The sequence below is a fragment of the Staphylococcus sp. GDX7P312P genome (assembly GCF_008385775.1).
GTDB classification, from domain to species: Bacteria; Bacillota; Bacilli; order Staphylococcales; family Staphylococcaceae; genus Staphylococcus; species Staphylococcus haemolyticus.
Map to the genome: position 1 here is coordinate 67,856 of NZ_VUKI01000024.1, position 14,805 is coordinate 82,660.

At 34.3% G+C, this 14,805-nt stretch carries 13 protein-coding genes; 9 read left to right on the top strand and 4 right to left on the bottom strand.

Going from position 1 to position 14,805, the window contains the following annotated elements:
• Positions 1-31 precede the first annotated feature (31 nt).
• From F1592_RS07630 to uidA, 8 genes are all read left to right on the top strand, one after another.
• Positions 32-1,249, top strand: coding sequence for a helix-turn-helix domain-containing protein (locus tag F1592_RS07630; protein WP_149809624.1), 1,218 nt, complete (start codon positions 32-34; stop codon positions 1,247-1,249).
• A gap of 396 nt (positions 1,250-1,645) precedes the next feature.
• On the top strand, positions 1,646-2,284 hold the full coding sequence (locus tag F1592_RS07635; protein ID WP_053016895.1) for a bifunctional 2-keto-4-hydroxyglutarate aldolase/2-keto-3-deoxy-6-phosphogluconate aldolase: 639 nt from the start codon (positions 1,646-1,648) through the stop codon (positions 2,282-2,284).
• Between the two features lie 4 nt (positions 2,285-2,288).
• Positions 2,289-3,299 (top strand): sugar kinase, encoded by a 1,011-nt coding sequence (locus tag F1592_RS07640; RefSeq protein ID WP_149809623.1) that lies wholly within the window; start codon positions 2,289-2,291, stop codon positions 3,297-3,299.
• A 15-nt stretch (positions 3,300-3,314) separates the two neighbouring features.
• Complete coding sequence (locus F1592_RS07645) at positions 3,315-4,718, top strand: glycoside-pentoside-hexuronide (GPH):cation symporter (RefSeq protein WP_107609721.1); 1,404 nt, start codon at positions 3,315-3,317, stop codon at positions 4,716-4,718.
• A 15-nt stretch (positions 4,719-4,733) separates the two neighbouring features.
• Positions 4,734-6,137 carry a glucuronate isomerase gene (gene uxaC / locus F1592_RS07650; protein ID WP_149809622.1) on the top strand — a complete coding sequence of 468 codons (1,404 nt, stop codon included), beginning with the start codon at positions 4,734-4,736 and terminating at the stop codon, positions 6,135-6,137.
• Positions 6,138-6,149: 12 nt separating this feature from the next.
• Positions 6,150-7,196 carry a mannonate dehydratase gene (gene uxuA / locus F1592_RS07655; protein WP_053016891.1) on the top strand — a complete coding sequence of 349 codons (1,047 nt, stop codon included), beginning with the start codon at positions 6,150-6,152 and terminating at the stop codon, positions 7,194-7,196.
• A gap of 19 nt (positions 7,197-7,215) precedes the next feature.
• Positions 7,216-8,058, top strand: coding sequence for an SDR family oxidoreductase (locus tag F1592_RS07660; RefSeq protein WP_053016890.1), 843 nt, complete (start codon positions 7,216-7,218; stop codon positions 8,056-8,058).
• A 17-nt stretch (positions 8,059-8,075) separates the two neighbouring features.
• Positions 8,076-9,881 (top strand): beta-glucuronidase, encoded by a 1,806-nt coding sequence (gene uidA, locus F1592_RS07665; RefSeq protein ID WP_107609722.1) that lies wholly within the window; start codon positions 8,076-8,078, stop codon positions 9,879-9,881.
• A gap of 80 nt (positions 9,882-9,961) precedes the next feature.
• Here the strand turns inward: uidA and F1592_RS07670 are convergent, their stop codons facing one another.
• From F1592_RS07670 to abc-f, 3 genes are all read right to left on the bottom strand, one after another.
• Positions 9,962-10,348, bottom strand: a complete 387-nt coding sequence (locus tag F1592_RS07670) for a VOC family protein (RefSeq protein ID WP_053016888.1) — start codon at positions 10,346-10,348, stop codon at positions 9,962-9,964.
• A 39-nt stretch (positions 10,349-10,387) separates the two neighbouring features.
• Positions 10,388-10,852 (bottom strand): bacillithiol transferase BstA, encoded by a 465-nt coding sequence (locus tag F1592_RS07675; protein WP_053016887.1) that lies wholly within the window; start codon positions 10,850-10,852, stop codon positions 10,388-10,390.
• A gap of 206 nt (positions 10,853-11,058) precedes the next feature.
• Positions 11,059-12,678 (bottom strand): ribosomal protection-like ABC-F family protein, encoded by a 1,620-nt coding sequence (gene abc-f, locus F1592_RS07680; RefSeq protein WP_107609723.1) that lies wholly within the window; start codon positions 12,676-12,678, stop codon positions 11,059-11,061.
• Between the two features lie 372 nt (positions 12,679-13,050).
• On the opposite strand from abc-f, the gene F1592_RS07685 reads away from it, so the two are divergent.
• Positions 13,051-13,824 (top strand): inositol monophosphatase family protein, encoded by a 774-nt coding sequence (locus tag F1592_RS07685; protein ID WP_053016886.1) that lies wholly within the window; start codon positions 13,051-13,053, stop codon positions 13,822-13,824.
• A 115-nt stretch (positions 13,825-13,939) separates the two neighbouring features.
• Here the strand turns inward: F1592_RS07685 and F1592_RS07690 are convergent, their stop codons facing one another.
• Positions 13,940-14,683 carry a cyclase family protein gene (locus F1592_RS07690; RefSeq protein WP_053016885.1) on the bottom strand — a complete coding sequence of 248 codons (744 nt, stop codon included), beginning with the start codon at positions 14,681-14,683 and terminating at the stop codon, positions 13,940-13,942.
• Positions 14,684-14,805 lie beyond the last annotated feature (122 nt).

A 14,805-nucleotide genomic window follows, 5' to 3' on the forward strand; every position in this document is an offset into this window, starting at 1 on the left:
CTTGTAATAGTCATAAATAAGGGTGATTAATATGTTAAATCGAGAAGTTTTTGGTATTTTACAAACGCATGCTTTTGAACTTTTAATGGTATCTTTAGAACGATATGATTTGGAAGACATTAAGCACATAAGTAATCACTTGAAATCTCCTTTTACAAATACAAAGAGCAAACGCTATAAAGCTGAATTAAAAAAACTTTTAGAAAATATGAAAAGTAATATGATTTATCATTACGTGAATCAATTCGATGCACATTTTTTGATGTTTAAGTATAGAAAATCGCATCAAGTTATTATATTAGGTCCGTTTTTGCTACACAGACCGAGTGAAAATAAATGTCTTGAAATGCTCCAAGAAGTACAAATTAAACATTCTAAACTTACCATCCTAAAACAATATCTTCTGCAAATACCAGTTTGTCAGTATAGCCAAGCATTGAACATGACCCATTTGGCTGTTAGGTATTTGAAAAATAAAAATATACATTATAACGTTGAAGACATTGATTTTAGCTTTCACCGTAACCCAGAATCACATGCCAAAGATAAGGCGCAATATGAATTTACGTTTAATAAGATTAAAGAGCGATACGATATTGAAAACCGTATGCTAACGGCTATTCAGAATGGTAATTCTGATGAAGCACTTAATATATTTAAATTAGTGAAAGTTTCAGTATCTGGTATAAGACGTGTTACTGACGACTTGTTAAACCATAAGTACAGAGGCTTTCTAGTTAACACCTTGTGTCGTAAAGCGATTGAAAAAGCTAACGTCAATTTGCTAACAATCAATGATATTTCAGGTAAATACGCTGCAGAAATAGACGATGCTAATACTGTCGAAGCGTTAGATCATGTGATGGAAAATCTCATTTATGATTATGCTCAGGCCGCTTTAAAAGTTAAATCTCTTAAGTATAGTTCCAACATTAATACGGTTATTCAACACATTAAAATTAATTTAGATCGTCCGCTTTGCCTTAATGAGTTGGCTGAATTAGTTGGGTTGGCGCCATCATATCTTTCTAGATTATTTAATCAAGAAACTGGACAATCTATATCACAATACATTATGGATTTGCGTGTTGAAAAAGGTCGAGATTTATTAATTCAAACGCCTATGAAAATTGATGAAATTTCAAATTACATAGGTTTTAAACAGCAAAGTTACTTTACTAAATGTTTTAAAACTAAATATCAGTTATCGCCATTAGCGTATCGAAAACAATATAGTTCCATGAAGTAAAGAGATAGATAAAAATTTCCAACTTTGCTTGCAATTTAAAATTATCACTCATTTGAATTAATCACTAGTTCAAGTAATAGAAAATTTAGAAAATTTGCTACTTTTTTAAATTTAAGGTCAATATTTTACTAAAATAATTAAAAATTTATAAAAAACATTAGAAATTTACACCGTTTTTTTGCTACTTATTTTAATAAAAAGCAGTTGGAATAACTGTCTATAAATAAAATAAAAATATGCTTTAAACCCTTTTATATCAAGCTTTTTAAGAGTTTGAAAAAAAGGGTTTATTTTTGTGTGAAAGCGATTTCTACCTCCGCTAAATTGACGATTTTTCAATTGCAAATATAATGAAGTTGGGTTGGCAAAGAAATTAGAAATAAGGAGCTTTGCAAAATGAAAAAAATAAAAATCTTAAATCAATTGCATGAAAATTATCTAGTAGCAGTTGTAAGAGGTAAAAGCAAAGATGATGCAATCGCTGCAGTTGAACAAATGATAGCAGGCGGTATATATAACATCGAAATTACCTTTACAACACCTCAAGCAGAAGAAGTCATTCGACATTTAAGTGAGACAAGTGATGATCACATTATCGTCGGTGCTGGTACGGTTTTAGATAGTGCAACAGCACGAATCGCTATTTTAAATGGTGCAGAATATATAGTAAGTCCTCATCTTGATGTCGAAATTGCTAAAATGTGCAATCGATATGCGATACCTTACTTACCTGGATGTGGATCGGTGACAGAAATCGTACAGGCTATGGAATCAGGTGTTGATTTAGTGAAATTATTCCCAGGAGACTTACTTGGAGCTAATTTCATTAAAAATGTACATGGACCAATACCACATATAGAATTAATGCCTTCAGGTGGCGTGTCTTTAGACAATTTAGAAGATTGGTATAACAAAGGTGCTTATGCGGTAGGAATTGGTAGTGCATTAATGAAAAATGCAAAAAATGGTAATGACTCAATAATTAAGGAAAATACAGAAAAATTTGTTAGAAAATATGAAACAGTAAGCGGGTGATTGTATGTCATTCATTACTTTTGGCGAGATATTAATGCGCTTAAGCACACCTCATCATCAAACCTTTGAACAATCACAAGCTTTTGATGTGCATTATGGCGGTGCAGAGATGAATGTTGCTATAGGTTTATCAGGATTAGGTATTAACACCACAATGATAACTGCATTACCTAATAATGACCTAGGCGAAAGTATCGTACAAAATCTAAGACGCTATAACGTGAATGCTGATCATATTAAAAAGGCTAGTGGTAGATTAGGTCTTTATTTTACTGAAAGTGGTTATGCACAAAGATCGAATCGTCTTATTTACGATAGAAACAAGAGTGTATTTAGTCAATTTAATAACGAAGATTATCAGATAGAACAATTATTAAAACATCATGAGTGGTTCCATATCACAGGTATTACCGCAGCATTGAATGATGAACTGTTCACATTTTTGAAAAAAGCAGTCAAAAAAGCTAAAGAATTAGACTTATTTGTAAGTTGTGATTTGAACTTTAGAGATGCGTTATGGGATTTTCAAACTGCTAGAAGAAAAATGTCTGAACTGTTATATGATGTGGATCTAATCTTTGGCTATGAACCGTTATCACTACCAGATGGTTCAGGTAATGATGAGAAAGATGGCTTAGATCGAGTCGCAGATATTGAAGAAATTAAACCATTTTTAGCAAAAATACATCAAACATACGACATTAGTTATATTGCATTTACACAGAGAAAAATTTTTAACCATAAAAGAAACCGCTTACAAGGATTTCTATCTACACCAAATCAACTCGCACAAACAGAAAAAGTCGATGTCGATATTCTTGATAGATTGGGTACGGGAGATGCATTTAGTGTCGGTATCATTTATGGAATTATGAAGCAATGGCATTTAGAAGATACTGTTCAATTTGGGATCAATAACATGATTTATAAGCACAACGTCATTGGTGATTATAGTTATGCCAATATTGAAAAAATAAATACGTCTATTGAAAGTAATAAAGACATCAATAGATAGAAAGAAGGCAGTATTATGGGAGATACAGTTGAAACAAGAGAGAAACAAAAAGTACAAAGTCTCAATAATATTCAAAAATCAACGTTAGGGTTTAAAGAAAAGTTATCTTATGGTTTTGGGGATTTAGGTAACGGCATGATGTTTGATATGGGACAAATTTACTTAATGATGTTCTTCACAGACATTTTAGGCATCTCAGCCTTCTACGGTGGTCTTGTATTTTTAGTCGCTAAAATCTTTGATGCGTTTGTTGATACAGGTGTAGGTACTATCGTGGATTCAAGAACGAATATTGGTCCTAAAGGTAAATTTAGACCATTTATTTTATATGGCACGGTTCCACTAGCAATATTAACGGTATTATCATTTACCGCGCCTAATTTTAGTGATACTGGTAAAGTCATTTGGGCTTTCGCAACATATTTAATGTTTAACGCAGCATATTCTGTCGTTAATATTCCGTATGGTTCATTATCAGCTGCAATGACTATGAATGCTGATGATAGAACACAATTATCTGTATTTAGAAACTTAGGCTCACAAAGTGCTTTGTTTATTGCGGGTATTGCCGTTGTACCATTAGTATCAAAATTTGATAATCATGCAATCGGTTATCCGGTAGTTGTTGGTTTGTTAGCAATCTTCGGTGTGATATTCCATTTGATTTGCTACAAAGGTGTTAAAGAACGTCACGTTATAGAACGTCCAAAAGAAAAAGGTGTGAATAAAAAAGCATTCTTTAATTTAGTGAAAAATGAAGCCTTTGCAGTCTTAGCTATCTTCACTTTATTAACAATTATGTCTATGTTCTTAGTGCAGTCAACACAACTTTATTATTTCAAATATGTGTTAGATAAACCGAATCTTGTTGGATTAGTTAGTACACTGAACTTTATCGTCTTATTACCAGCGTTATTTGCAACGACATTTATTAGTAAAAAGCTAGGCAAAAAATATACAGCCCTCATTGGTATTGGCGGATTTGTTATCTTCGAAGTCTTAAACTTCTTATTCTTCGGAGAAAACTATGTAATGTTCTTAGTCATGAATACGATAGCACAATTCTTCTTAGTCATTCCTAACACGGTTGTATGGGCATTCATTGCAGATGTTGTGGAATATGGACAATGGAAATTTAGATTACGTTCAGAAGGAATCACATATTCAAGTTATAGCTTTACTAGAAAAGTATCACAAGCACTTGCAGGATTCGTACCTGGATTAGCCTTAACTTTTATCGGTTATCAACCTAATGTGGATCAATCAGCTGGCACAATCTTTGGTCTTAAAGTCCTATTCTTTGCAGTACCAGCCGTGGCGTGTACCATTGCATTTATTATCTTCTTCATATGGTACCCACTTACAGATAAACGACATAAACAAATTGTTAAAGAACTTGCATTGAGAGAAGAAATTTAAAGGAGCGATTAATGTATGGCTTTTATAAATGAGAATTTTATGTTGAATAATGAAACAGGTAAACATCTATATCATGATTTCGCCAAAGATATGCCAATTTATGACTACCATTGTCACTTAGATCCTAAGCAAATTAGCGAAAATGTAAAATGTGAAGATATTACAGAGTTATGGCTAAGTGGGGACCATTACAAATGGCGTGCGATGCGTGCACAAGGTATTGAAGAACGCTACATTACTGGAAATGCTGCACCACTTGATAAATTTAAAAAATGGGCTGAAACATTAGAAAACTCAGTGGGTAATCCTTTATATCACTGGTCACAACTTGAGTTGAAAATGTACTTTAACATTGAAGATTTACTTACAAGTGATAACGCTGAAGAAATTTATCATCGTGCTAATGATTATTTAAAACAACATAAAGTAACAACGCAATCATTGATTACTGATTCAAATGTCAACTTAATTTGTACTACAGATAATCCAACTGATGATCTAAACTATCATGATGAAATCAAAGCACAGGATGGTTTTCATACAACGGTACTTCCTGCATTTAGACCAGATGATGTATTCAAAATTGGAGACCAAGCCTTTTCAGATTTACTAGAAAAATTAGAAAAGCTTACGCATAAAATTACATCACCTTCAGACTTCGTGGAGGCATTATATAAACGTATTCAATATTTCCATGATAAAGGTGGTCGATTAGCTGATCATGGTTTAGAAGAAATTCACTTTGAAGATTATACTGACAAAGACATTCAAGCCATTTTCACTAAAGTCCTAAATCATTCAGGCATTTCATCATATGAACAATTCCAGTTCCAAAGCTACATGTTAAATGAATTAAGTAAGGCTTATCATCAACATGGTTGGGTTATGCAAATCCACTTTGGCGCAATTCGAAATAACAATTCTAAAATGTTTGAAAAAGTCGGCGAAGATGCTGGTTTCGATTCAATTAGAGACCAAGAGAATCTCGCTTATCATTTAAACGCAACACTAGACATGATGGAACAAGAAGGTCACTTACCTAAGACGATTCTGTATAATTTAAATCCAATTTATAATGACATCGTGGGGTCAACGATTGCCAATTTCCAAACTGAACCAGGCATTAAAAGTAAAGTGCAACATGGTGCCGGTTGGTGGTTCAATGATACTAAGAGAGGTATGTTAAGACAAATGTCATCATTAGCTGATCAAGGATTACTAATGCATTTCGTTGGTATGTTAACAGATTCAAGAAGTTTCATATCATATTCAAGACATGATTACTTTAGACGTATATTATCTTCATTCATTGGGGACTTAGTTGAAAAAGGTGAGATTCCTAATGATGACCAATTATTAAAACGCATGATTGAAAATATTTGCTATAACAACGCTTATAACTACTTCAAATTAATATAGGGGGACAAGACAATGAAAATGACATTTAGATGGTACGGCAAAGATGATCCAATCAGTTTGGAATATATTAAGCAAATACCTGGAATGAAAGGTATTGTAAGTGCAATTTATGATGTGCCGGTTGGTGACGTTTGGCCATTAGATAAAATTAAAGATTTAAAACAAGAAATTGAAGATGCAGGTATGGAATTATCAGTCATTGAGAGTGTACCTGTACATGAAGATATTAAATTAGGTAAACCAACACGAGATAAATATATAGAAAATTATTGTGAAACACTTCGTAATTTAGGACAAGCAGGTATTAAAATTGTGTGTTACAACTTCATGCCAGTATTTGATTGGACGCGTTCACAATTAGACTACCGCTTAGATGATGGCTCTACTTGTTTAATCTATGATGAAAATGACGTCGAAAAAATGAATCCATTAAGTGGTGAATTATCATTACCAGGTTGGGATTCAAGTTATACGAAAGAAGATTTAAATCAATTATTTGAAGATTACAAAGAAGTAGATGAAGAAACATTGTGGGAAAACTTAAACTACTTCATACAAAAAGTAATACCGGTTGCTGAAGAGGAAGATGTTTTGATGGCTATACATCCGGATGATCCACCATGGAATATCTTTGGCTTACCACGTATTATCACTAATAAAGAAAATTTAGAGCGCTTTATTAACTTATACGACTCTAAATACAATGGTTTAACAATGTGCTCTGGTTCACTCGGTGCCGACCGACGAAATGACTTTGTCGACATGTTACGTTACTTCGGTGAGAAAGATCGCGTCAACTTTGTACATGCCCGTAATGTTAAGTTGATAGGTGATAAATCTTTCCAAGAATCAGCACACCTTTCTGAAAAGGGCTCAATCGACATGTACGAAGTCGTTAAAGCATTGCACAGCTTCGACTATCATGGACCGATTAGACCAGACCATGGACGTATGATTTGGGGCGAGACAGGTAAACCAGGATATGGGTTGTATGATCGTGCATTAGGAGCAACATATTTAAATGGTTTATACGAAGCGGTTAGTAAAAACAACAAATAAATAAAGGAGAAATGAACTTATGAAATTACCATTCGATATTGATTTAAAAGATAAAGTCGTAGTCATTACAGGTGGAACGGGTGTCATTGGTAGTGCAATGTCTACTGCCTTAGCACAAAGTGGCGCTAAAGTTGCGATGGTTGGTCTTAGAGAAGACGCGAGTGGCTTAGTTGAAGCAATTAAAGAATTAGGTGGCGAATCTCGCGTATTTCTAGGTGATGTGACGAATAAAGAAGACATGAAACGAATTAAACAGGAAGTTAATGATACGTTCGGTAGTGTCGATATTTTGATTAATGGTGCAGGGGGTAATGCACCTAAAGGCACTACAGATGACGAACACTTTGAGGGTAATTTAGATCAAGATAAACAAACATTCTTCAACCTAGATGAAGAAAGCGTTGGATTCGTAATGGATCTTAATTTCCTAGGTACATTTATTCCATCACAAGTCTTCGCAACTGACATGTTAGATAAAGAAGACGCAACGATTATTAACATTTCATCAATGAATGCATTTACACCACTTACAAAAATTCCAGCCTATAGTGGTGCAAAAGCAGCAATTAGTAATTTCACACAGTGGTTAAGTGTGTACTTCTCTAAAACAAATATTCGAGTGAATGCGATAGCGCCTGGCTTTTTACTAACTAAGCAAAACGAAGCATTGCTGTTGAATGAAGATGGCAGTTATACAGATCGCTCTAAAAAAATTATTAATGCTACACCAATGGAACGTTTTGGAAAGCCGGAAGAATTAGTAGGTGCACTACTATTCCTAGTTAGCAAAGAGGCTTCAAGCTTTGTTAATGGCGTAGTATTACCAGTTGATGGTGGATTCAACGCATATTCAGGTGTGTAAATATAGGAGGGGTAAAGTTGCTATATCCAATTAATACAGAAACAAGACAACTATTTGATTTGTCTGGTATATGGAAATTTAAATTAGTAGGGTATAAAGAAGACGTAGACGTAAGTAAAGCGTTAGATACAGATGATGTTATGGCTGTACCTGGTTCTTATAATGATCAAGGTGTCATTCAAAGTATTCGACAACATGTTGGTGACGTCTACTATGAAAGAGAAATTATGATTCCAAAGCATCTTGATGGTGAAAGAATTGTATTAAGATTCGGTTCAGTCACCCATCATGCTACAGTTTACTTGGATGGTAAGGAAATCGTGACACATTCAGGTGGTTTCCTACCATTTGAAGTTAATATCACTGAAATTGCTACTATTGGAAGTCATCGATTAACTGTAAAGGTTAACAACGTACTGACACATAGCACATTACCAGTAGGTAATTATAGTGAACACGTTGCTGAAGACGGTACCGTTACACCAGTCAATGAACCTAACTTCGACTTCTTTAATTACGCAGGCATTCATCGTCCCGTAAAAATATATACAACTCCACATAGTTATGTTGAAGATATCGTTATTAATCCGGAGGTTAAAACGAGTGGAGAAAGTGTCGTCAATTATAAAGTAGCTGTACACGAAGGTAGTTCTAATATTAATCAAGTTAGAGTAACGATTATAGATGAAGAAGGACAAGTGGTTACGAAGCATGATGAATCTGAAGGTGCAATGTCTATTGATAATCCTCATTTATGGCAACCGCTTAATGCGTATCTTTATCATATGAAAGTTGAATTATTAAATGATGGTGAGATTATTGATGTGTACACAGAACGATTTGGTATTCGCTCTGTAGAAGTAAAAAATGGTCAATTCCTTATTAATAATAAGCCATTTTATTTCAAAGGTTTCGGTAAACATGAAGATACATTTTATAATGGTCGCGGTTTAAATGAAGCAGCCAATGTGATGGATATCAATTTGATGAAATGGATTGGCGCCAATTCTTTCAGAACATCGCATTATCCATACTCAGAAGAAATGATGCGACTCGCAGATGAACAAGGTATCGTTGTGATTGATGAAACGACAGCAGTAGGTGTACATCTTAACTTTATGGTCGCTTTAGGTGGTCAGTTAGAGCACGATACTTGGAAAGAGATTGATACGCATCAAGCCCATACAGAAGTCATAGAAGGTTTGATTGAAAGAGATAAGAACTATGCATGTGTCGTTATGTGGTCAATTGCTAATGAACCCGCTTCTAATGAAAAAGGCGCGAAAGCTTATTTTAAACCATTAGTAGAATTAGCTAGAAGTAAGGATCCACAGAAACGACCAGTTACTATTGTCACAATTCTTACTTCTCAACCGGATGTATGTGAAGTTCAAGACTTAGTTGATGTGCTATGCTTAAATCGTTATTACGGTTGGTACACTCAATCTGCAGATTTAGAAGGTGCGAAAAAAGCATTAGATAAAGAATTAGCACAATGGTCTGAACGACAACCGAATAAACCTATCATGTTTACAGAGTATGGTGCAGATACCGTAGCTGGAATGCATGCGATTGATGACCAAATGTTTACGGAAGAATATCAATTGAATTATTATAAAGCGAATCATGAAATAGTCGATAAATACCCACAATTTATTGGCGAACAAACATGGAATTTCGCAGATTTTGAAACGTCAAATGGCATTATCCGAGTTCAAGGTAATAAGAAAGGTATCTTCACTCGTGATCGTAAACCTAAAGCTATTGCACATTATTTTAAAGAACGCTGGCATAATATACCTGATTTCAACTATAAATCATAGATAGAAAGTAAGAATGGCGTATTTCATTAAAATAGACCTCATAAGATGAACGTTAATTTCATCTTATGAGGTCTAATTCTTTATTGTTCTACTATTTGAATTAGATTACCGCAAGTATCGTTGAAAATAGCCATTTTAGCACTACCCATTGTAGTCGGTTCAACGGTAAAGTGAACGCCTTTTTGCGTCAATGCATCATAGGTTTGTTGTACATTTTTTACGCCGAACATCGTAATAGGTATGTTAGCTTCGAATAGACGTTGTTGATAGTCACCTGCAATAGGGTTGCCATTTGGTTCTAAGACCAATTGAGCACCATCTGGTTGATTCGGAGATACTAAAGTAAGCCATCTAAATCCTTCGCCTACAGGTTCATCTACTTTCTTTTCAAAACCTAAAATGTCTGTATAAAATTGTAAAGCTTCTTCTTGATTATCTACAAAGATACTATTCGCAATAATATTCATATTGATCCCCTCAAAGTATTTATTATGAAACTTGGATTACTAGGCCTGTTTAAGCACACGAGCCATTTCTTCAATTTTACCTGCATGTAATGGGACGTGAATGGCATTTAACACTAATAATTCGTTAAGTGTTTTGCAGCCAGCAATCGGTTGTTCAAGTTCTTGTGATAGTTGTTCATCAGTAAGTTGACGAGCACGATCTGGAATTGTTTTTAAGTCCTCTTTAATCGATTCAATTGATGGTATGTCTTGTCCCACCCAGTTTGTAGGACTAGAACCGTAACCAAATAATTTAGTATACGTTTCAATATCAACGGCATTTTGACCACCCATTGATAAAGCAGAATCGAAAATAGTTAAAACATGTCCAAATTGCCAATGTAAAGTATTTGGAAAAACATCATTCTCTTTATCTAATACTTTCTCAACGTTCCAACTATCATAAACTGATAGTAAGTAGTTCACGCCAGTATCAATCACATCATAGACTGTTTTAGTACTCATTTGCGTTTCCTCCCACATGTTTAAAGAATTGACTATTAAGCGTTTACCCGTTAAATAGGAGTTATAAGCATTACGATTAAAGTGCTAGTTTTATTTAGCGAATAGCGCATATTGGTTTCATGGATTTGATATGCAAAGTTTTAAAATATAGGAAAAAGGATAGCTGATTATCAACTATCCCTTTAGTCGTATGAATGATGAGTTATTTATAAATATTCTTTTTCTTTAATATAGTTATAATTACCTTCGAATTTCTTTAAAGATTTGTTTTTTAATAAATAAGTAGTGTTAAATAATTTATTGAGAAAATAGATGTCATGTGAAACCGTAATAATTGAACCTTCATAATTTAATAGTGCGTCTTCAATGATTTCTTTTGCTTCTATATCTAAATGATTAGTGGGTTCATCCAAAATGAGTAAGTTATAATCAGTGTGTACAATTTGAGCCCATCTCAGTCTTATTTTTTCGCCACCACTTAAATCACCAACTTTTTTAAAAACATCTTTCCCATAAAACATAAAGTCAGCTAAAATATGTCGGGCTTCCGCTTCTGACACATTTACCTCTTCACGAAACGTATTTAATACGGTGTTGTTATCAGCATCATTCTCAAATTCATGTTGTGAAAGATAACCTATTTTTAAGTTGTTTGCCGTTTTAATAGTACCGTTATCAATTGAAACGACTCCTAAAATAATTTTCAATAAGGTAGATTTTCCAGTACCATTATCTCCAATTATAGCTATATGCTCGCCTCTTCTAACCAACATATTCACATTTTCAAATAATAACTTATCATACGTTTTAGTGACATCTTCCATCTCTATGACTCTGTTAGAAACGCGTGTAGCATCTTCTAATTCCATCTTCATATTTTTTGAGTTGAGAATTGGTTTATCCAAACGTTTGATGCGATTTAATGATTTTTCCATGCTTTTAGCTCGACGATACATGCCAGCATTGGGAGGGTTAGATTGGCTGGCCCACATTCTTAATTGTTTTATAGACGCTTTCATTTTTTTTATTTTCTTTTGCTGTGTTTTATATGCTTCGAATTCAATTAATAATCTTTTTTCACGTTCTTCTACAAAATATGAGTAGTTGCCATTATATGGATATAGATTTTTTTGATCGATTTCTATAATTTGATTTACTGTTTCATCTAAAAAATAGCGATCGTGTGAGACAACCACTGTAGCGCCGTGATAATTTTTTATATAATTGGTTAACCATTCAATAGATTTGAAATCAAGATGATTCGTTGGTTCGTCTAAGAGTAATAAATCTGTCGGCTTAATTAATATCTGAGCGATACCTACTTTTGTTCGTTCTCCACCAGATAAATCTTTCCACTGTGATTCAAGTAAATGCGTTATATTTAAGCCACTGGCTACTCTACGTATTTTAGCATCTATTTCATAGCCGCCATGTTCCTCATAATATGACTGCAAATTCCCATAGCGAAGCATTAATTCATCTATATCATTCACAGCCATACTCATTTTTTCTTCTAATAATTTAAGTTGCTCAGAGATGATGTTTAATTCGCCGAATACTGATTTTAAACAAGTATAAACTCTTTCATTATCAGCATAATTAGGAATTTGATCTAAATAACCAATTTTTATATTTTTTTTCCAGCTTATAATACCTGTCGTGGGAGATTCTGACCCACATAGAAGTCTTAATAATGTTGTTTTTCCTTCACCATTTCGACCGACTAAGCCAATAGTGTCACCAGAATTGAGGGTTAGCTTAACATTGTCGAATAATGTTTCGTCAAGAAACTTTTTAGTAACATCCGTAGCATTTAATATATTCAATTTCCTTCCTCCATATTATCTATAAGGAAGGGAATGTTAGTGTCCGTTCCTTATAGAGCGATTAATAACTTCAAAAAAGACATACTCCACCAATTTTGAAATTACAATCGAAAATTTGTTGCGAATGATTTGTAGAAATCTGCAACAAAATGCTATAAGAAACATTTCGACACCTCCTAAAATACAATTTATAGTCATTTTACATTAAACAACTGATTTCATAAAGCGGAACTCAAATAAAGTCATTTTACTTACTAAATATTGTTATGTATGATTAAAGTGTTCAAATTGCGGTAGGATAGACTTTCTGACATATAGATAGTGGAGAATGCCAATCAGATAAGTTTTTTAAAATTGAGAGGTGAGAAGGGCGTGTACTCAATTCAAGATATTGATCATCGTATTGAAGCATGGATAGCACAGATTGCACGTAAGGTTGATATGATGTTGAATGATGTGGCGGTTGAAACAAAAAAGCATGATTTGGATTTAGTGACGAATATCGACAAAGAAGTTCAAGCTGATTTCACTCAACTTATTAAAGCATATTATCCAGAACACCAGATTATGGGTGAAGAAAAAAGCAATCATGAGATTGATATGTATCGTGGCTATGCTTGGGCGATAGATCCCATTGATGGTACAACGAATCTTGTTAAACAACATAAAGATTATTGTTTAATAGTAAGTTTATTCTACAATGGAGAGCCATTATTAGCTTATACATATGAATTTTATCAACAGAAGTTATATAAAGCTGTAAAGGGTAAAGGTGTGACGGTTAATGGCGTGCCACTACGTGTAGACATGTATCATCACCTCAAAGATGCGTTGATTTCTATTGATCCGAAACGTGCGCGTTCCGAGTTATTAAAGGCATTGATTTCAAAATCGCATGGTTTTCGATTTATTGGTGCTGGTGGCATTGGTGCGTTGCGAACAATTACAGGGGATTTCGGAGCAAGTATTGATATGGGAGCAAACCTGTGGGATATGAGTGCACAAATATTATATGCGAAAGAGTTAGGGTTAGTTGTAACAGATATTCAAGGCAACTCTATCGATTTAAATCATGTTAAAGGTGCGATTATCGCGCATCCGGATATTCACGAAGACATCATTAATATTATAAAAACGTATCAATAAAATATCCTGCCACATACCGGTACTTACACGTAACGGTTGATGTGGTAGGATTTTTATTAATATTAGGAAAGGTTTGGCTTTGATCGCTCGTTATCAAGCCTTCAAGTATCATTTTTTAAGGTTTAATCGCAAATGCACGTACTGGGAAACCAGGTGCGTCTTTCGGTTTCGGACTAATCGCGTAAATGACTGCACCACGCGTTGGCAATTGGTCTAAATTCGTTAACAATTCAAGTTGGAACGTATCTTGTCCAAGAATGTAACGTTCTCCAACGATGTCACCATTTTTAGCAGTATCTACCGACGCATCTGTGTCGAATGTTTCGTGGCCAATTGATTTTACGCCACGTTCTTCGATTAAGAACTTCAAGGCGTCTAATCCCCAACCCGGTAAATGTTGATTACCATCAGAATCTTTATTTTCAAATTGTTCAATATCTGGCCAACGTTTCGACCAGTCAGTACGTAATGCTACAAACGTGCCTTCTTCAATACGTCCGTTTTTAGCTTCCCATTGCTCTAAATGGTCACGTGTGACGATAAAATCAGCATTTTCTGCAGCTTCTTTTGAAAAGTCTAAGACGATAAGGGGTAATACTAACTCTTTTAAGTCTAGCTCTTCTAAGTAACGTTTATTCTCTACAAAGTGAATAGGTGCATCGATGTGTGTACCATATTGAGTGACGATATTCCAACGTTGCACGTAAAAGCCGTGTTCTTCGACTGTGAAAAGAGTGGAAACTTCACCTTTTTCAAATTCACTAAATCGAGGTATTTCAGGGTCAAAGGTATGTGTTAAATCAACCCATTCAGCTTCTTTCAGTTGATTTAGTTGATCCCATAATGGAAAGTTTGGCATGTACAACACCTCCAATTGTAATTGTTATTCTATGTTGATTATGGCAGTGACTGACTGAACTGACCCGTCGCTTTGGAAAAGCTTGCTTCAGTTCTAGTCATCTGTGCCGGGGCTGTACGACG